Origin of the sequence: Nostoc sp. C117, assembly GCF_043099735.1 — a bacterium.
Classification (GTDB): Bacteria; Cyanobacteriota; Cyanobacteriia; order Cyanobacteriales; family Nostocaceae; genus Nostoc.
The window spans coordinates 2,584,984-2,605,407 of the sequence record NZ_CP170991.1 but is presented as its reverse complement, the minus strand read 5'-3'; the positions used below and the strand labels follow the sequence as shown (position 1 = coordinate 2,605,407).

The 20,424-nt window shown below is 41.9% G+C and carries 14 protein-coding genes and 1 pseudogene; 11 read left to right on the top strand and 4 right to left on the bottom strand.

The genetic code is table 11. From position 1 onward, the window contains the following. Window positions 1-190 precede the first annotated feature (190 nt). From ACFG4S_RS11740 to ACFG4S_RS11720, 5 genes and pseudogenes are all read left to right on the top strand, one after another. Entirely contained in the window at window positions 191-1,447 is a 1,257-nt protein-coding gene (locus ACFG4S_RS11740; RefSeq protein WP_392534963.1) for a VWA domain-containing protein, read from the top strand. Then, entirely contained in the window at window positions 1,444-2,724 is a 1,281-nt protein-coding gene (locus tag ACFG4S_RS11735) for a VWA domain-containing protein (protein ID WP_392534962.1), read from the top strand. Before ACFG4S_RS11740 ends, ACFG4S_RS11735 begins: the two co-directional genes overlap by 4 nt. A 144-nt stretch (window positions 2,725-2,868) precedes the next feature. Further along, on the top strand, window positions 2,869-3,093 hold the full coding sequence (locus ACFG4S_RS11730) for a hypothetical protein (protein WP_392534961.1): 225 nt from the start codon (window positions 2,869-2,871) through the stop codon (window positions 3,091-3,093). Then, entirely contained in the window at window positions 3,090-3,485 is a 396-nt protein-coding gene (locus ACFG4S_RS11725) for a type II toxin-antitoxin system VapC family toxin (RefSeq protein WP_392534960.1), read from the top strand. The genes ACFG4S_RS11730 and ACFG4S_RS11725 overlap by 4 nt, the downstream gene beginning before the upstream one ends. A 1-nt stretch (window position 3,486) precedes the next feature. Further along, a pseudogene (locus tag ACFG4S_RS11720) lies at window positions 3,487-3,714 on the top strand (hypothetical protein); the annotation flags it as partial. A 518-nt stretch (window positions 3,715-4,232) separates the two neighbouring features. On the opposite strand, the gene ACFG4S_RS11715 reads toward ACFG4S_RS11720, so the two are convergent. Together ACFG4S_RS11715 and ACFG4S_RS11710 are read right to left on the bottom strand one after the other, a co-directional pair. Continuing rightward, entirely contained in the window at window positions 4,233-5,510 is a 1,278-nt protein-coding gene (locus ACFG4S_RS11715; RefSeq protein WP_392534959.1) for an APC family permease, read from the bottom strand. A gap of 765 nt (window positions 5,511-6,275) precedes the next feature. Then, window positions 6,276-7,697 (bottom strand): esterase-like activity of phytase family protein, encoded by a 1,422-nt coding sequence (locus ACFG4S_RS11710; protein WP_392534958.1) that lies wholly within the window; start codon window positions 7,695-7,697, stop codon window positions 6,276-6,278. A gap of 469 nt (window positions 7,698-8,166) precedes the next feature. Between ACFG4S_RS11710 and ACFG4S_RS11705 the strand changes: the two genes are divergently transcribed. The 5 genes from ACFG4S_RS11705 (at window position 8,167) to ACFG4S_RS11685 (ending at window position 15,221) form a co-directional block, all read left to right on the top strand. Beyond that, window positions 8,167-11,214, top strand: a complete 3,048-nt coding sequence (locus tag ACFG4S_RS11705; protein WP_392534957.1) for a bifunctional YncE family protein/alkaline phosphatase family protein — start codon at window positions 8,167-8,169, stop codon at window positions 11,212-11,214. Window positions 11,215-11,912: 698 nt separating this feature from the next. Next, complete coding sequence (locus tag ACFG4S_RS11700) at window positions 11,913-13,622, top strand: iron uptake porin (RefSeq protein WP_392534956.1); 1,710 nt, start codon at window positions 11,913-11,915, stop codon at window positions 13,620-13,622. Between the two features lie 83 nt (window positions 13,623-13,705). Further along, window positions 13,706-14,122 (top strand): hypothetical protein, encoded by a 417-nt coding sequence (locus ACFG4S_RS11695; protein WP_392534955.1) that lies wholly within the window; start codon window positions 13,706-13,708, stop codon window positions 14,120-14,122. 100 nt (window positions 14,123-14,222) lie between these two features. Continuing rightward, window positions 14,223-14,750, top strand: a complete 528-nt coding sequence (locus ACFG4S_RS11690; RefSeq protein ID WP_392534954.1) for a PEP-CTERM sorting domain-containing protein — start codon at window positions 14,223-14,225, stop codon at window positions 14,748-14,750. 84 nt (window positions 14,751-14,834) lie between these two features. Then, window positions 14,835-15,221, top strand: a complete 387-nt coding sequence (locus ACFG4S_RS11685) for a VOC family protein (protein WP_392534953.1) — start codon at window positions 14,835-14,837, stop codon at window positions 15,219-15,221. 142 nt (window positions 15,222-15,363) lie between these two features. Here ACFG4S_RS11685 and ACFG4S_RS11680 read toward each other — a convergent pair whose 3' ends face one another. Both ACFG4S_RS11680 and ACFG4S_RS11675 read right to left on the bottom strand, forming a co-directional pair. Further along, window positions 15,364-16,074, bottom strand: a complete 711-nt coding sequence (locus tag ACFG4S_RS11680) for a TIGR04283 family arsenosugar biosynthesis glycosyltransferase (RefSeq protein WP_392534952.1) — start codon at window positions 16,072-16,074, stop codon at window positions 15,364-15,366. Further along, on the bottom strand, window positions 16,071-16,472 hold the full coding sequence (locus ACFG4S_RS11675; protein WP_392534951.1) for a CU044_2847 family protein: 402 nt from the start codon (window positions 16,470-16,472) through the stop codon (window positions 16,071-16,073). The genes ACFG4S_RS11680 and ACFG4S_RS11675 overlap by 4 nt, the downstream gene beginning before the upstream one ends. A gap of 348 nt (window positions 16,473-16,820) precedes the next feature. Between ACFG4S_RS11675 and ACFG4S_RS11670 the strand changes: the two genes are divergently transcribed. Then, window positions 16,821-20,183, top strand: a complete 3,363-nt coding sequence (locus ACFG4S_RS11670; RefSeq protein ID WP_392534950.1) for a pentapeptide repeat-containing protein — start codon at window positions 16,821-16,823, stop codon at window positions 20,181-20,183. Window positions 20,184-20,424: the final 241 nt, after the last annotated feature.

The following is a 20,424-nucleotide window of genomic DNA, read 5'->3' as shown; positions in this document are numbered from 1 at the left end:
GCGATGCAAGCTGGACTCAAGGTGCGGATTTCTCCCTAATGCTTAAGTTAGCTTAACCTCTGCCAATGTTTGGCTTCTAAGATATTCTGATTATATTAGTGTATTTATGTTAGGTAAGTTTTCCGTAGCGCTAAGGTAGTGCTTTGAAGTTATTTATAAATCTGTATATCCTGAATAGGGACTTTGAGTTATGAAGGTTAGTTTGCAGCCTGTCTTGAATGATGGTAATTTGGACGCTCATCAACTGAATAGTCAACGTCAGTTAGGAATTTCGATTTCTGCGATCGCCGAAACTCAAGATCGCAATGTGCCACTCAATCTATGCTTAATTCTCGATCATAGTGGTTCCATGAGCGGACGACCGCTAGAAACGGTGAAAAAAGCGGCGAATCGTTTGGTGGATAGACTTAAACCTGGCGATCGCCTCAGTGTTGTAGTTTTCGATCACCGTGCTAAAGTTTTAATACCTAGTCAAAGTATCGAAGATCCAGAAAAAATTAAACAACAAATTAATCGCCTCGCTGCCGATGGTGGAACTTCAATTGATGAAGGATTGCGTTTGGGCATTGAGGAGTTGGCGAAGGGCAAAAAAGATACTGTTTCCCAAGCCTTTTTATTAACCGATGGCGAAAATGAACATGGTGATAATAATCGCTGTTTGAAATTTGCCCAATTGGCTGCCAGCTATAATTTAACTTTGAACACCTTGGGATTTGGTGATAATTGGAACCAAGATGTTTTAGAAAAAATTGCTGATGCTGGTTTGGGTACTTTGTCTTATATTCAAAAACCCGAACAGGCGGTGGATGAATTTGGTCGCCTGTTTAGTCGGGTTCAAGCAGTAGCTTTGACTAACGCTTATCTGCTATTTTCCCTCATGCCTAATGTCCGGCTAGCGGAACTCAAACCAATTGCCCAAGTTTCTCCGGATACCATTGAGTTACCCTTGCAACAAGAAGCTGACGGACGGTTTTCTGTGCGCTTGGGAGATTTAATGAAAGATGCAGAACGGGTAATTTTAGCTAATATTTATTTGGGACAATTACCTTCAGGGAAACAAGCGATCGCTAATGTCCAAGTTCGCTACGACGATCCAGCCGCCAACGAAATCGGTTTATTGACCCCAAATATCGCAGTTTATGCGAATGTCGCGGGAAATTACCAACCAGATCTCAATCCTCAGGTGCAACAATCTATTTTGGCATTAGCCAAGTATCGCCAAACCCAGTTAGCCGAGACGAAATTGCAACAGGGCGATCGTTCTGGTGCGGCGACGATGTTACAAACGGCTGCCAAAACCGCCCTGCAAATGGGAGATACTAGTGCCGCGACGGTGTTGCAAACTTCTGCCACCCAGCTGCAAGCTGGAGAAGACTTATCTGAAAGCGATCGCAAGAAAACCAGAATTGTCTCGAAAACAGTTTTGCAAGATACCCCTCCTCAATGAAAGTTAAATTACTATCGGCGCTAAATGACAATAATGTTGATGTGGCTCAAACCAGTAGCCAACGTCAATTGGCAATGACAATTTCGGCGATCGCTGGTGAATTTGACCAAAATCTGCCCCTTAACCTCTGCTTGATTTTAGATAAAAGTGGTTCCATGCATGGACGACCAATTAAAACGGTGATTCAAGCAGTGGAAGGATTAATCGAACGGTTGAAAATTGGCGATCGCATCTCAGTTGTGGCTTTTGCCGGTTCTGCGGAAGTGATTATCCCTAACCAGGCGATCGAAGACCCCAAAAGCATCAAATCTCAAATCAAAAGCAAACTCAGCGCTAGCGGCGGCACTGTCATCGCTGAGGGTTTGGAACTGGGAATTACAGAACTGATGAAGGGCACAAGAGGCGCTGTTTCCCAGGCGTTTCTGCTGACAGATGGGCATGGTGAAAGCGGTTTGCGGATTTGGAAGTGGGATATTGGCCCGAATGACAATAAGCGTTGTTTGGAACTCGCCCAAAAAGCTGCCAAGCTGAACCTAACTATCAACACTTTTGGATTTGGCAATAGCTGGAATCAGGATTTGCTAGAAAAAATTGCCGATGTTGGTGGTGGTAGTTTAGCTCATATTGAGCATCCTGAAGAAGCTGTGGAGCAGTTTAGCCGCCTGTTTGGGCGGATTCAATCTGTTGGGTTAACTAATGCCTACTTGTTGTTGTATTTAGTGCCCAATGTCCGACTAGCAGAATTTAAACCCATTGCTCAAGTTGCCCCAGACACAATCGAGTTACCAGTGCAACCAGAAGCGGATGGTAGCTTTGCTGTGCGTTTGGGAGATTTGATGCAGGATTTAGAACGGGTAGTTTTGGCTAATATTTATCTGGGACAGTTACCAGAAGGCAAACAGGTAATTGGCCATTTGCAAATCCGCTATGATGACCCTTTGGTTAACCAGCAAGGCTTACTTTCGCCTATGTTGGCGGTGTATGCAGATGTGGTGGGAGCGTATCAACCAACGTCTAATTCTCAGGTGCAGCAATCTGTTTTAACATTAGCAAAGTACCGCCAAACCCAGTTAGCCGAGGTGAAATTGCAACAAGGCGATCGCACTGGTGCAGCCACGATGCTACAAACAGCCGCCAAAACTGCCCTACAAATCGGAGATAAAGGTGCAGCCACAGTGTTACAAACTTCTGCCACTCGCCTACAAGCTGGCGAAGAACTTTCCGAAGCAGACCTAAAGAAGACTAGAATTGCATCAAAAACGATTTTACAGGAATAGTAAAAATTCAACATTGCTAATTAACGGTATGAAAGTTTCGCGCCTTAGCGCAAAGCGAGAAAAAATATTTTATTCCTCAATTGAGCAACAGAGTAGTCACATATTCCTAACTTATTGATTAACAACCACCGAAGAGTTTGACTTATGCTAATCCGGAAGATTGTCCAAGAATTGCAAGACATCCCTGAAGACAAACTAGCAGAACTTTATGACCTAATTCACTACTTTCGGCTAGGTTTAAGTCAAGAAAATATACAACCCCTTGCGGTGAGCGAAGTCGAACCCCGCACCCCTGGTTTATTGAAAGGACAACTCGGCGATGCTTTCTTTGAACCACTACCAGAAGAGGAACTCCAGGAATGGGAATGAGCTACCTCATTGACACCCATATCCTGCTATGGTGGCTTTTTGACGATCCAAAACTCCACACTGACTGTCGAGACATCATTCGCAACCCAGATCATCGGATTATTGTCAGCAGTGCTTCTGCTTGGGAAATTGCCACTAAATACCGTATGGGTAAACTACCCGAAGCCAAACAACTTGTTGAGCAATATTCACAGATATTGCATCAGGCTAAATTTATCGAACTTGCGATCGCCACAGCCCATGCCCTCAGAGCAGGAAGCCTACCGATCGCCCACCGAGATCCCTTTGATCGCATGATCATGGCTCAGGCTGAACTCGAAAGTTTACCTATCATCACCTACGACAAAGCCTTTCAGACTCGACTGATTCAGATAATTCCCGAACTCAAGTAAAGCAAAGTATCGCCAAACCCAATTAGCTGAGGTGAAATTGCAACAAGGCGATCGCACTGGTGCCGCAACCATGTTGCAAACAGCCGCCAAAACTGCCCTACAAATCGGAGATAAAGGTGCAGCCACAGTGTTACAAACTTCTGACACTCGCCTACAAGCTGGCGAAGAACTTTCCGAAGCAGACCTAAAGAAGACTAGAATTGCATCAAAAACGATTTTACAAGAATAGATAATTCATAATTCATAATTTTTATGAAAACTACTGGACTTAATAACGTAGCTATTATTTGCTCTTACTATGAAGGGTTAAAAAATCTCAAACAATGAAGTGTTTTGATGCTAATCTATATAATATAACCCCTATATCCCTCTTCTGCCACTCTCCGCGAGGGCAATCGCTAGAAGCCTGATGAGGCAGCCAATACAAGCTATACTATTAGAAAAAAATGGGTCTTGTATTTGTTATTAGAAAAGAATCGCGCGACGCCGAATAGCCCGTCGTAGACATCGCTTGCTATACAAAAGCTCTAGAATTCAGAAATGGCAAATGTTTTCGGAGAGTGGCAGAAGAGGGATAAAGTTATTGAATTATTAAATAAATTGACTAAAAGCCGATCAACCGATCGCCACTGAAAAGCCAACTAAACCAATGCACCGAGTAACGGAAATCCAGATTATTTCAATATAAAGCGATGTATTTTGGTCTAGAGGGTATACGCCCATAATCTTTCATTGTTTAAAGCGTTTTCAAAGGTGCATCTGTCGGTTGTTTGACAGGTAGTAGATTACTTCGATACCTATGGCTATTCCTACCATGAATATTAAAACCCAGACAGTTTGGGGATCTGTTTGCAAAGCAAACCAAATTAACATTCCTAGTGCCACCAAACATATTCCAGCACCTAAAAGTGAAATCCACTGCTTACTTTTCGTATAACGATGCATACGAGCATTAGCTAAATTAACCGCAGCAAATATCAGCAGAAATCCAGCACTACCCATCGTTGAGATCCGATTTATGTCAAATAAATTGGCAATTATCAGAGTAATACCACTAGTAATAAATAAGCCAATTGAAGATTGGTTATAGCCATTTATTTGACTGCCAGAGTCAAACCCCCTAGATATAGCAATAATAGAGCTAAAACGAGCTGAACCGTAGAGTGTTGCATTACTAGCTGAGATAGTTGATAACAGAGCAGCAATAGTAATTAGAACAGATCCAAATTGCCCCATAATTGGTTTAGCAACTTCAGCTAAAGTATAGTCTTTTGCTGCCAAAATTTGTTCTATTGGTTCTGCTCCCAAGGTGACGAGTCCTATTAAAACGTAAACCAAAATAACGAACCCAATTACAGAGTAATAAACTCGTGGCAAAGTGTACTTGGGATTGACAAGATCCTCTGCTGTATTGGCGATTAGCTCAAAGCCTTCATAAGATAAGAAGATCGCCATTGCTCCTGAGAAAATTGACTGTAACGATGACACTGAGACTGGTTGTAGACGAGAAATATCGATATGACCGCTACCCATAGTAATGAAGAGTATCAAAATTCCCAGTTTGAAGCTGACAATCCAGATTTGAGATTTCCCAATATGATTGGCAGTTAGTAGATTTAGTCCAGTCGTCCCTAAAATTGCCAAGCTAATCAGTAAATGCTTCCAAATAGGTTGAGTAGATTCTGTAAAAAGGTTAACTCCATAACTACCAAATGCCTGTAAGTAAAAGGAAAGCATAATTACATAGCTAAACCATAATAGAAGATTCAGTGTCCCACTAAACAGCCCTAGACCAAAAGCCTGGTTTAAGAAAGTTACTGTCCCGCCTCGACATGGATGAGCTACCGAAAGTTTGGCATAAGCATAAGTAGTTATCAAGGCTATTGTCCCAGCGATAACAAATGCCAGTGGTGCGCCTGTATTAGCTATTTGAATTGCAACTCCCAGCGCTGGAAAAAGTCCACCGACAATACCTCCTACACCCAATGCCCACACAGACCAAAAACCTATTTTTTTGCTTGACACCTGTAACCTCTTTAGGAATAGATAGTCTTATAATTGTTGACTAGCACGCAGATAATCAAGCTGACCAATATTGTTACACTATTTTCTGTCCATACATACTACTAACGTGTACAGCTACTTGAGCCAATATCACGTCAGAAAGCCACGCATTACTGGCTGTCTCAAAACTTTATTTATAAGGTTTTAGAGCTAATTATAAATTCCCTTGCTTATTTTGGTTTCTTACTTGCGCCCAATTTTATAAGCAAGTTCCTGATTAAAACTATTTATGCATTCATTCTAATCTATGTCTCATTAAATATTTCATAATTTATATCTGGGGATTGAGGCTAGACTTGTGCATTTAATAGAGTAGTGATAGTTTGCTCAATGGTTCAGCCTTATCTACTAACCAACAGAGTCACCAGTAAACCCTTGAAAGATTTTTGCTGAATCAGCAGAATTATTAGGCCTAGCCCGTTGTAGACATCCCAAGCTTTCGGCTCAACATACACCAAAATGAATGCGTGACTTACTTAAATAAACTAGCAAACAAGTCAAATTAGTAAGTATATAGAGTGGGCATTTTGCCTACTCTAACAGCTTCTAATGATTAACCCTCTTTTGTGAGACTGGGAGAATCCAATCGTCCAAAAGGTTTGAGGCTTTATTTTCTGTTAGAAAATAAAGCCTCAAACCTTGATGAAATAAAACTCTCAGAATCAGGCTGAGATTATTGTTTTCCGAGAGTGACAGAAGAGGGTTAAGTATCAACTAAACCGAACATCAATCCTCACCTCTGATATCCTCGTCTTGACCTCTGAACTTCTGCGGCACAAAACCCGGCAGATCGGTACTGTCAACGGCGAAGACAAAAAACTTATTTGGGTTGTCAACACTCGTCGGATGGTTGGTATCTGGTGCTAAAGTACCAAGAAAGTCGTTGTCGTTGGCGATGAATAAGGTATGCTTTTTCACCCGATTGATAAACACATCTTCTCCAAAGGCTAAACCTTCAAGCTTGGCAGGAATGTCCTCTTCTTTGATGCCGTTTTGAGTTAGCGCAGCCACCACATCAAGGAACAGGGTTTTGCTGATTGCCTTGCTGGCAAGGTTGCTTTCTCCAGTGATATTGCTGACTTCTGGAGCATTGGTCAGATCGATACGGTAAATCTTCTTGAAAACAGCTTTGGAGCCATCGCCCAAGCCTTTGCCATCGCGTTCATCTACTAGGAATTGGCGATCGCTAATGGCTAAAATCTCGCTGACTGTGGGATACTTGGGTTTAGCAGCCGTACCAATATTATCTAGCTGATAGGCGTATTCTTGGGTAGCACCTGTTTCGATGTCAATCTTGACGATTCTGGTGTAGGCGCCATTAGTCCCACCGTCCTGGAGCAGGGGACTTTGCAAAATCCCAAACAGGGTTTTACCGTCGGGAGTAATTGCCAGTCCTTCCATGCCTTTGTTCGCAACTCTACCGGAGGTGTTACCACTGATCTCTGTATCACTAACGGGACTTAAGTTGCTGACTGCAAACTTGCTAGGGAGAGTGAAAGCTCTGATCCGCTTACCTGTACGGCGGTTAAATTGGTATATATAGGGGCCGTATTCATCAGAGATAAAGATATCTTTTCCATTATTGGATACACGCACGCCTTCAGGATCGAAACGGGCATCGTTAGGATAAGTTGAGACTTGGGTGGAGATGAAGTTGTCTGAGCGTCCAGTGAAATAGTTTTGATTCTTCTTATTTAGGGCTAGGACACCGCTAGGTAGATCCAATCCCTCACCAGTACCGTAGTAAAGAGGCTCTTTACTGAATAGCAGAGTCGTATCAATTAAGCAAGGGTTAAGGCTGAAGGGCAACAGTGAACCACGCGAGTTTGGCTTGAGTTCCAGTTTGATAGTTTGGAAGCGGTTGATATAGGATGCTGTGTCACTCACAGCGCTGTTATATGACACGGCATTTGGACCTCGGTCTGGGATAGCGATAAACGTGTTATCGCCAGCGTAGGCAAGTCCCGATCCGATACCACCCAAGAGGTTTCCCGGAACGCCGTTTTCCAGGGGAGCAGATGTTTCCTGGGAGCGATCGCTAATCTTACCATCTAGGCTGCCAATTGCAATTAATTTAACCTCTGCGTTGGCAGCAGGAGCCACAGCAAATACAGCCAACAACGACAAAATGAAACTTTTGTTGAGCATAATCAGTTCTATTGCTAAAAGACAGTATTTATTCTTGAATATCGTCACTTTTTTTACTTTTTTATTATCTATGTCTTATGGTTAAAAAAAAGTTAAGCTGGGATTAAGCAAAAATTATTAAAGTCACTTGAAAAACCCTAAGCAGCAGTATTATCAATCAATCTGCTAGCCAGAGAGAAAAAACTACTTTATATATAAAATCGGATAAAAATAAAGTCTAAAACGCAAGAATTCAAAAGTAAAAATAGTTAAATAATTAGGACAATAAAATTATTAGTAAGTCGATCCGCCTCTAAATTATATAAGCAGTCTTGATGATCGTTGACTGTTAACTGTTAACCGTTAACAGTCAACGACCATCACTAAATAAAATGCGCCACTACCAAAACATAACCAAAAATTATTCATAGCTTAACCATTAACCATAAACATCTGTATTGAATGGTTATCCCTATCATAGAAAAATTGTATGAAACCTAGCAGAAACCAAGGGTATCTACTAAGTCTTTTGCTGGTAAGTAGTTTGAGTACAACTATAGAATCAGTTAACGCTCGGACTACCAGCCCTGTTGGTAACTTAGAGGGTGGAGCCGCTTTGCTACCCACAGGTCAAATCATCACGCCCGCAGCCGCACCAGGCTCGACTTTTGCACCTTTAGCAACTGGTTTGCGTACAGATGATAATGCTGATGCTGCTGAAGCCGTAAGCACAGCCCTTAGCCCAAATGGAAAAACTCTACTGGTGCTTACCAGTGGCTATAACCAAAACTTCAAAGATGAAAATACAGGTAGTACTTTCACATATCCTGTATTAGACCCGCTAACCGGCAAACCGACTACTACAAAAACCCCGAAAGCAGAATGGGTTTTTGTTTATGATGTCAGTAGCGGTAAGTTAGTTAAAAAACAACAGATTAATATCCCCAATACTTATAACGGTTTAGCTTGGGCTAAAGATGGCTCACGCTTCTTTGTATCAGGCGGCATTGACGATCGCATTTATGTTTATGCGTCTAATGGTAGCCAGTACGTACCGGATGCTCCCTTTATTTTACTAGGTCACAATTCTAACCAAACTGACCCCTTCCCTAAATATGATGGTGGTTTGTTAAAGGATACGGCAGCTAAGGCTGTGTCTACAGGAGCAGTTGTCGCGGGTCTGGCGGTTAGTAAGGATGGTAATACCTTAGTCGCTGCTAATTTTGAAAACGACTCAATTTCAATCGTTGATGGTACTACCCGTAAGGTAACTAAAGAAATTAAGTTCTTTAAGCCAGGTGATAAAGTAGCAACCGGAGAATTTCCTTTTGATGTCGCCATCAAAAGTGCAGAAAACGGTCAAGCAGGTAAAGTATTCATTAGCAGCCAGCGGGATAACGAAGTGCTGGCTGTTGGCATTACTTCTGGAGAGATTACCCGTATACCAGTAGGTAGTCAACCAAACAAAGTGCTACTCTCGCGGGATCAAAATAGATTGTACGTGGCTAATGGTAATGATGACTCGATTTCGGTCATTGATACCAATAGCAATAGCGTTGTCAAAACCATCTCTCTGTCTCGACCTGGTGATAAATATAAAGGTGCTAATCCCAACTCTTTAGCCTTAAACCCAGATGGATGCACACTTTACGTTACCTTAGGCGGGGAAAATGCGATCGCTGTTGTAGACTTGCAACCTGGTCGAGTGACTGGACGCATTCCCACTGGCTGGTATCCTAATTCTGTAAGCGTCAGTCGGGATGGTCAAAAGCTGTATGTTGTTAATGCTAAGAGCAATTCTGGCCCCAACCCCTCAAACAGTCGCACGACAGCAGCGGGACTTGCACGTAACACCAATTTTAAAAATGATTACAACTGGGCTTTAGAAAAAGCTGGGATTTCAATTATTCCAGTGCCAAAAAGCAGTACTTTAGCTATGCTTTCAACTCAGGTAGACAAAAACAACGGTTTTTACAATCGTCGTCCTGACCGGACAATGAGGTATTTACAAGGCAAAATTAAGCACATTATCTACATAGTTAAAGAAAACCGTACTTATGACCAGGTACTCGGCGATTTACCTGTCGGTAATGGCGACCCAGCACTTACCTTGTTTCCCAACAATATTTCACCCAACCATCACAAACTGTCCCTTGGCTTTGCTACTTTTGATAACTTCTACGACAGTGGCGAATCTAGTGGAGTGGGTTGGAACTGGTCTACTTACGCCCGTACTACAGACTACACCGAAAAAACTCAATCAGTTCTTTACGGTAACGCCGGCTTTAACGGCTTAACCTACGATTACGAAGGTACAAATCGGAATATCAGTACCGCACTACCCCAAACTTCGTCAAATAATTCGCCAATCAATACCCGTATAACAGGAATTTTAGATCCTTCTGGCCAGTCTTCCATATTGCCTGGAGACAGGGATGTTGATGCTCCCGAAGGAGACGGTAATCTCCAGCCGGATGCCATTGGTGGTTATCTCTGGGATACGGCGCTACGTGCTGGCAAGACTGTACGTAATTACGGTTTCTTCGTTGACAACGGCGCTCCCTATGTTACTAGTCAACCCGATGCAACTAAACCCGATCCGAAAAACCCGGCTTATATCCCCATTTCCCCAACTCCTTACGCTGACAAGATTCCTCAAGCTCCCGTTACTAAAACTGTATTGTTGGATAAAACCGATCTTTATTTCCGGTCATTCGATCAAAATAATGCTGATACTTATTTGTACAGCGAATGGGAAAGGGATCTAAAGCAAAATGGACTACCCAATTTAATGCTTGTGCGTTTATCTCACGATCATTTTGGTTCCTTTGGCACTGCTTTGGCTGGACTAAATACTCCTGAATTGCAAATGGCAGATAATGACTATGCTATTGGCAAGTTGGTAGAGAAAATCTCTCACATGCCTGAGTGGAAGGAAACAGCAATTTTCATCATTGAAGATGATTCCCAAAATGGACCAGATCATGTTGATTCGCACCGTTCCTTAGCCTACGTTATTTCGCCTTACACAAAACGCGGCGCTCTCGTCAGCACTAACTACAACACCATTAGCGTATTGCGGACAATGGAGGATTTGTTAAACATTGGCTACTTGGCAATTACTGATGCTAATGCTGAACCAATGTCAGATGCCTTCACCAGAGAACCGAACTTTGAGCCTTACACAGCTATTGTGCCAGGTAACTTGTGTGCCGATCCTGTAGACCCGAAACTAGTCCCAGCTTGTCAAGACAAAAATGTTGAAAAGACAGCAGCTATGCCCATTCTAAATGCTAAGAAATGGTGGGCTGCTATGACTAAAGACTTCAATTTTGTCGGTGAAGATAAGCTCGATCCAGAAGAATTCAACGAAATTCTCTGGGCAGGAATTAAGGGTGATAATATTCCTTATCCTGAAGAACGTAACCGGAAAGACTTACGGCAAAATCGCGCTCAACTGCTAAAGCATTGGCAATTGAGTGAAAGAGTTAACTCTACTGAAGCTCAGAAGATGTTTAAAAAGTCCTCTTCTTGGTAGCAAAATGTTTTAGATCCCCCTAAATCCCCCTTAAAAAGGGGGACTTTGACTCCGGTTCCCCCCTTTTTAAGGGCAGGACCGATTCATTCCCTAAAGAGCTTTAAAAATCAAGGGTTCTAGCGATTAAAAATTAGTTATTTTGTTACTGGCGTGCTGATGAAACCAACTATTTTACTGATATTTCAGTGCTTAAATGTTCATCTCTTCGTCACGCTTACTGACAATTTTCTCGCTAACCATCTTGACAAATCCTGTTTGAAATGGAATGAATCAGCCCTGCTTTTTAAGGGGGGTTAGGAGGGATCTAAAAGTGTCTAAAGTCACAGCAAAATACTTTTCAAACAAGCAGTGCTGCATCTTTGGTAATCAGGAAAATAGTCTTTCTTTTTACGGTGTACACACAAGTCTCTAGACCTGCAACTTGATTGCATCGACCTGCAACTTGATTGCATTGACCTGCAACTTGATTGCATTGACCTGCAACTTGATTGCATTGACCTGCAACTTGATTGCATTGACCTGCAACTGAAGTTACGTTAACCAGCAAGTTTAAAAGATTTGTTTTTACACCGTAGCTTTGTATTAGAGAAATATTCGAGAAATGAGCAAGCTGGCTGAAGCGTATTGATAGGTTAATTTCCCGGTAATTTGCTTTGTTTTTTTCAATTGATAGTAAATGATGTGAGGATTAGAGAAAAATGATCAAAATGTTTTGGAAGTGGATGCCGATTTCTCCAGTGGTTTTGGGGTTATTATCGGTAATCACTACCACAACTGGGGCGATGTCTGCGGCGGGCGATGCCAACGCACTACCAGCTAAAACTGGTACTGTTCAACAGCAAGATACTGAAGTTCAGCTATCTCCTGAGAATGCTAAGTCTGAATCAGTAGCCCAGGTAACATCTGTTTCTCAACTGTCGGATGTACAGCCGACAGATTGGGCATTCGCTGCCTTGCAATCTTTAGTCGAGCGTTATGGGTGTATTGCAGGTTATCCGAATGCAAATTATCGGGGTAATCGGGCTTTAACTCGTTACGAATTTGCCGCCGGGATTAATGCCTGTTTAGATCGGGTAAATGAACTAATTGCAACTGCAACAGCTGACATAGTTAAGAAAGAAGATTTAGCAACGCTGCAAAAATTACAAGAACAATTTGCGGCTGAATTGGCTACTTTGAAGGGTCGAGTAGATGTTTTAGAACCTCACCTGGAAACTCTGGAAAAACAGCAGTTTTCCACCACCACAAAACTTAATGGTGAGGCCATCTTTGCGATATCAGGGTTTGTATCTGGGCAAGATGCAGATAATGCTGATATTCCCAGAAACACTACCTTTGGCGATCGCGTTCGCCTTAACTTTGACACTAGTTTTACTGGCCAAGATTTACTCAGAACTCGATTACAGGCTCTCAACCTGAATTACTTTTCTGGTGAGGGTGGCACTGGAACTAGATTAACAGAAGGGACTCTCGCTTTTAATGGAGATATTGGGGATGAAGATCCGGAAAATAATCAAGTGGGAGTTGAGACGCTGTTTTACAGATTTCCTCTAGGCAAAAAAACTGAAGTTACTTTTTTTGCCAACGAAGGAGAAGTTGAAGACTTCGTTGATACAGTCAACCCTTTCTTAGATGGAGATGAAGGAGCTAGAGGTGCTTTAACTAAGTTTGGTAGCCGCAATTCAGTCTACTACTTTGTGCCTTCGGGCGCGGGGGTTGGGGTGACACATCGCCTCTCGGATCAGTTGGAGTTGAGTTTGGGATATTTATCTAGTACAGCATCCAATCCCAACGCTGGCAACGGTTTATTTAATGGTTCTTATGGTGCGATCGCGCAATTGACTTTCCAACCTAGCGATCGCTTCACCATCGGTTTAACCTACGTCAATGCCTACAACAACCTGGGTGAAGATTTGGCAATCCCAGGTACAGGAAGCCAAAAGGCTAACTTGGCGTTAGCTACTGATTCGCCTACTTCCACCAACGCTTACGGTTTGGAAGCATCTTATCAAGTAAATTCCGGCTTTTTGGTTAATGCTTGGGCTGGCTATGCCAAAAGCCGTGTCTTGGGCGTAGGAGATGCCGATATTTGGAATTATGCAGTTGCTTTGGCTTTCCCGGATTTGGGTAAAAAAGGCAATTTAGCGGGAATCGTTGTCGGGATGGAACCGAAAGTAACTGGTGCTGATGGGGCGATCGCTAATCTATTTACAGAGATAATCGCACCGCAAAACCGCGACTCTGCAAGAGACAGAAATACCTCTTGGCACGTTGAAGCTTTTTACAGCTACAAAATTTCAGACAACATTACCATCACCCCTGGTTTGATTTGGCTGACTGCTCCTAACCATGACGATCGTAATAATGATGCTGTCTTGGGAGTTATTAGAACTACCTTTACTTTCTAAATTTTGCTGTGGTTTTAGTCAAGACAATTGAAGGATTTTTTATGCACAAAATGCGATTTAGTTCCATCTTTTTCAGATCTAGCTTGACCTCTGTCATCTTATTAACAACACTTTCGACTGCGTTAATTCCCCCAGTCAAAACACTAGCTGAATGCACCCCTGGTACTAGTAACTGCGAAAACAAAACAGATAATCCTCCTTGTGATTCCAGAAATCCATCAAATTTGGTTGCAGATACAACCAGAGTCCGGAGAATTAAGATTGCTTGGGATGTATGTCAAAAAAATGATTTTTATCAAGTGAGTTGGGGCGACGATAAAGATGATATGACGCAAATCGATGACCCAAAAGCACGTAATTGGACTTATACCGGAGCCAGAGATCTGACAAAGTACACGTTTAAAGTACGTGGGTGCAATGCTCCGATTACTAAAGATACTGCTGAAAAACCAGATTGCACACCTTGGACACAATTAGTTGTCACAACACCTGATTGGTAATTGTTGCTGGTGTTTGTTCTCTTCGTATCATCTCTCAATATTTTCTGCCATGCTTCGCTGTCAAGATCGTTTACACAAATCTATCTTCAGGAAAATTGATATGAAATTGTTTCCCCAATTGGCGATCGCTACTAGTTTTGTTCTGGGTTTGGCTACATTCAGCGCTAAATCCGCCTCCGCTGCAATTGTTAATTATGCTTTCACTGTTGATAGTTCTACAGCTAAAGGGAACGGGTTATTTAGCTTTGATGACTCAACTTTTAGTAATGATAATATCCCGGTAGCACCAGTTCAATCGCTAACTTTCCAATTTGATAATGACTCTAATATTTACACTGCAAAGGATGATGTTGAATATCCAGATTATCCCCTTGCATTTCCAACTGTATCCTTAGGAGAGAACGCACCTATTGGATTGCTATACAGCTTCCTCGACAAAGCTAATCCTTCTAAAAGTTACGACATTTCTGGAATATTGTTTTCCGCCTCCTCCGAAACTTCCAATTTAGGTACAGTTTCTTATCGACAAGTACCTGAGCCTAGCACTTTAGCTAGCACACTTGTTGTTGGTAGTATTGGCTTGTTACTGCAAAGAAAGGTAAGATCGATTAAAAAGATTAAAGCTTAATCTCGACTTGAAAGGGTGTAATGTGGTTGTTTTTTCAGCCACATACACTCTCTAAGCTTTTGTATTAAAAAAGGCAAAAATTAAATGAAATTTACTGATATTCATCATATAGCTATTATTTGTTCTGACTACGATCGCTCCAAAAAATTTTATGTCGAAACTTTAGGTTTTTTAATTATTCAAGAGACATTCCGGGCGGAAAGAAATTCTTATAAATTAGATTTACGTGTTGGAGAAAATGGTCAAATAGAATTATTCTCTTTCCCAAATCCTCCGCCACGTTTTAGTAGCCCAGAAGCTTGTGGTTTAAGACATCTGGCTTTTAAAGTTGATAATATCGACGAAACTGTTTTTTACTTAAACTCCCAAGGTGTGGAAACAGAAAATATTAGAATTGACGAAATTACAGGCAAGAAATTTACTTTCTTTAAAGACCCAGATAATTTGCCATTAGAGATTTATGAAAATTAAACTTGGTATTGCATAATTGCAGGATGATTTGAGAATTTGGATCGATACATCATCATCGTGTCCCCGTATCAGCCCCAATCATCCCATTATTGAGCAATGGAATCTAATGCCACTAAAATATACTACTTACCTGATAAACAGCTTAAATCCGCTTAAATTTTTCTCGTCGATACCAGCGACGAATTCGCTCAGGTGAAACACCGAATAAATAAGCAATAATTACTATTTGATTGAGTAGTGTAGTTTTAAACACACCCTTTTGCAACCATCTCCGAGCTGAGGTAACAACTGGTGTTGAGATAATTGTAATACGTCCGATCGCCTTTAGACGACGCATGAGTTCAAAGTCTTCCATGATAGGCAATTCGGGAAAACCGCCGATTTGTTGAAATACTGCTTTGGTGAGAAAAATTGCTTGGTCGCCATAAGGCATTTGACAAAAATGCGATCGCCATTTCACACCAAACTCTACCCATCGTAAACTCAAAAGGGATGCATCAATCCGCAAGTTAAATGCACCAGCGACAGTTTCAGGTTGTTGTAAAGCTGTGCAAATCATCTCATCAAACCCAGCAGGTAAACGGGTATCGGCGTGGAGAAATAGCAGAATATCACCGCTAGCCGCTACAGCACCCACGTTCATTTGCACAGCACGGCCGGGAGATGATGAAATAACTTTGACATTTAAAGACTGAGCGATCGCCATAGTATCATCACTAGAGCCACCATCTACTACAATCACTTCTATATTTTTACTGCCTTCAGTAGTAGCAATAGCTTCTTTTATATTCACCGCTTCATTAATAGCCGGAATAATAATCGAAATTTTAGCTGCGTCAATATTCTGACTCATGATTGCGGAGTTATCTTTTCCAGTTGCTTAGGAAACGAACACTCTACCGTTATCTTCAGATTACTTTCAGCCGTACCTTTAGTTACGTAAGGTATACCTGCTTCACCGCCAACTTTGATGCCAAATTCTAGAGTGACTTTATCAATATTAGCAACAGGGATTTTCTTAAAAGCATTAAGTGAATAAACAGTGTAAGCGCGAATTGTACCTTCAATTGCTTGGAAATTTTGTAGTATTTGTTTTTGTGCAGCATCAGCATCCCATCCTTTATCAATTAGCGCTTCTTCTTCTCCCTGTGGGGAGACTTCGATCCTAACTGGCGGTGCATCTACGTTATCTGTAGCTTCAATGTAAATAATCGTGCCATCTTCTAACTGAATAGGTGTGAGTTGAGTCATGGGGTAATCTTGCCTAAAATAATTGCGTCTTAGAGGTTGTTTGAAAAGTTCTATGTTGTCATACTAATCGAATGATTACCCCCCTTAATCCCCCCTTATAAAGGGGGGAAACAAGAAATAAGGAGGGAAACAAGAAATAAAGGGGGAAACAAGAAAATCTGGTTCCCTCCCCTTTCCAAGGGGAGGGTTAGGGTGGGGTAAAAGAATACTAGATACATTAATCATGACTTTTCAAACAACCTCTAAGATAGTCCAGCTGTGCAACTCTATACATTTTTGCGGAAAATGCGGTAAATTTCTTGTAGAAGCTGGAAATAATGCGACTAAACTATCATAAAGCTTACTAAGATGAGTCGAGACGCTTTGGTGGTGGGAATTAATACTTATGACCGCTTAAAGAGTCTTAATGCGCCAGCTACCGATGGTGAAGCGATCGCTCAAATCTTACAACAATACGGCGAATTTCGGGTAACGCGGCTACCAGCAGTCAAAGACAAGGAAAATGAGACGATTCGCATTGGTAAGCAAACTAAAGTTAGTTTAACTCAGTTAGAAAGAGCGATCGTTCAATTGTTTAAGCCGTATGGTAAGCCGCCAGACACAGCGCTACTGTATTTTTCTGGTCATGGTTTGCGGAAAAATATCGGAATTCAGGAAGGCTTTTTAGCGACGAGTGAAGTCAACCCCGATGCGGGTAATTGGGGATTATCTTTGCAATGGCTGCGGCGACTGCTGCAAGAAAGTGAAGTAAGACAACAAATTGTAATTTTGGATTGCTGCTATAGCGGAGAAGTGCTAAATTTTGCAGAGGCAGATCCAGGCGATCGCGGTAAAGGTAGAGATAGGTGTTTTATTGCGGCTTCTCGTGATTTTGAAGTAGCTTTTGAAGAGATTAACAGCCAACACAGCGTTCTCACTGCTGCACTGCTGAAAGGTTTAGAACCAAAACAAGACCGTTGGGTGAGTAACTACACCTTAGTAGACTTGCTCAATCAAGAACATCACCCGTTCCCGCAGCGTCCAATTTTTGCTAACTCTGGTGAAGCAATTAATCTCACCCGCAAATGGAATTTCTCTCCTGTTAACTCCACAGTACAGGTATCAGCTATTTGTCCTTATAAAGGGTTATCTTATTTTGATTGTACAGAAGCAGATGCCAACTTATTTTATGGCAGAACAGCGTTAACCGACGAATTATTAGAGAAAGTGCGATCGGGTAATTTCCTCGCTGTGTTGGGAGCATCAGGAAGTGGTAAATCTAGTGTTGTCAGAGCAGGTTTACTTTATCAATTACAGTTAGGACGTAGGTTATCAGGGAGCGATTCTTGGCAGTTGAAAATATTTCGACCAGGGATTAATCCCTTACAAAATTTAGCCCTGGTATTTGTAGAATCAGAATTATCAGATATTGAACGCGCATCACAATTAGCAAAAGCTGAAGAATTAATTGCTAAAGGCGCAGTTGGTTTAGGACAGTTGATTACTGCTGCACAAACTCAGCGCGTCGTGTTAGTGGTAGACCAATTTGAGGAAACTTTTACTCAATGTCAAGACATTAGAAAACGACAGCAGTTTTTTGAATGTGTGTTAGGTGCTTTGCAACGGGATGACAATAAACTCTGCCTATTAATCACAATGCGGGCTGATTTTTTTGGCAAATGTCTGGAACAAGAGTATGGCGGACTAGCTAAGAAGATTCAAGAGCATTTAGTAACAGTAACACCGATGAATCGAGAGGAATTAGAAACAACAATTATCAAACCGGCTGAACAAGTGAACTTAGCAGTAGAACCGGAATTAGTTTCTCAAATGATTGCAGATGTAGAAGATTCACCGGGGAGTTTACCGTTGTTGCAGTACACGCTGACAGAACTATGGCAGCAAAGAACTGAAGAACGGTTAACCCTGACTATCTATAGCAAACTAGGTGGAGTCAGGGGAACGCTGCAAACACGCGCTACAGAAGTTTATGAGTCATTATCGCTTGAGGAACAGCAAGCAACAAAGCGGATTTTTTTAGAATTGACGCAGTTGGGAGAAGGAACAGAAGATACCCGCAGACAGGTTGTGCAACGAGATTTAGTTACTTCGCAGCATCCAGAAGCTGTGATTAATAGAATAATTCAACGGTTAGCTGATGAGAAACTAGTTGTCACCAGTACGTTATCTAATCAAATTGCTGTGGTAGATGTGGCACATGAAGCACTGATTCGCCATTGGTTGCTATTACGCAAATGGATTGAGGAAAGTCGGGACATACTGCGACAAAAGCGGAAAATTGAAGCCGCAGCTATTGAATGGCGAGATAGAAGAAAGACAAAAGATTACTTGCTTCAGGGAAAACGCTTAAAAGAAGCAAAGGATTTTCAAAACCAACAAACTGAAAACTTGAGATTATCAGAGCTAGTAAATGAGTTTATTCAAGCAAGTGTCAGACAAAGACGGAATAATCGCTTTAAAAGCTTTGGCTTTTTCTTAATTATTCCGCTGGGTTTATCGCTGTATTTAGGTATTGTAGTTGAGAGACAGATTAGAATAAGAAACCTTTGGCAGACTGTCGATGCTTTTAAGGGAAAAGAGTACAGTCAAGCAAGAATTCAAGCACTGGAAAAGCTAGTACAAGCTGGTGATAACTTAGCTGGTAAAGATTTCAGAGGTGCAAATCTCAGGGGTGCAAACCTCAGTCGTATCGACCTTAGTCCTACTGACCTCAGTCGTGAAGAGTTTATGGATGCCGATCCTAAAAGGCGTAGCGATCTCAGTTTGACTGACCTCAGTCATAGCAACCTGATGAATACCGATCTCGAATTTGCCAAACTCTACGGTGCCAACTTAATGGGTGCCAATCTCACGAATGCCGATCTCTCTTTTACCAAACTTGGTGGAGTCAATCTCAGCGGTGCCAATCTCAGCGGTGCTAATCTCATTGGTGCTAATTTTAGCGATGCTCATACATTTACTGGTATTAATGAAAGACTGGTAAGTTTCGGGCGTGCTAACCTCAAGGATGCTAACTTTCAGAATGCTAAATTAGGGCGCACTGACTTCAGGGCTGCTAACCTTAGAAATGCTAACTTTAAAAATGCTATCCTCGATGAAACTGACTTCAGATCTGCTGACCTCAGAGGCACTGACCTCAGTGAATACATAGGCAGTTATAACCAATTTAAGGGTGCTTTTTATGACAAAGAAACTAAATTTAGCCAACGATTCGATCCTGCTTTCAAGAAAATGCTCTTAATTGCTCCTAATGCAAATCTTAGAGATGCCGACATTTCTGATTTGATCGATCTCAATGGTGTCAACCTCAGCGGTGCTGACCTCAGAAATGCGAAACTAGGTGGTACCAAGCTCAGTGGTGCTAACCTCAGTGGTGCCAAGCTCAGTGGCGCTGACCTCGGTAGTGCTAACCTCAACGGTACTAACCTCAATGGTGCTAACCTCAATGGTGCTAACCTCAATGGTGCCAACCTCAATGGTGCTAACCTCAATGGTGCCAACCTCAATGGTGTTGACCTCAGCGTTGCTAACCTCAATGGTGCTAATCTCAATGGTGTCAGCCTTAGTGGTGCTGACCTCAGCAATGCTGACCTCGGAAATACTAAAAACCTAACTCCTGAGCAAGTTAAATCTGCTAAAAATTGGAAGAAGGCTGAATACGATGAAGTTTTTCGTCGCCAGCTTGGTTTACCACCAGAAGGAGCTATTTGATCGCAATGAGTTTTTATAATTAAGCGATCGCACCAAACAAAGACAAACCCTGAAGCAGCTTCTGCGAACCCTGAAGCAACTTCTGCGAACCCTGAAGCAACTTCTGCGAACCCTGAAGCAACTTCTGCGAACTCTGCATCTAATCTGAAAAAATGGCATCAAAGAGCGATCGCTTCACTCTGAAATTCATTGCCAGGATGTCTTAATACAATTGGTCTGTGCTACTAATGGTGATTTTGCC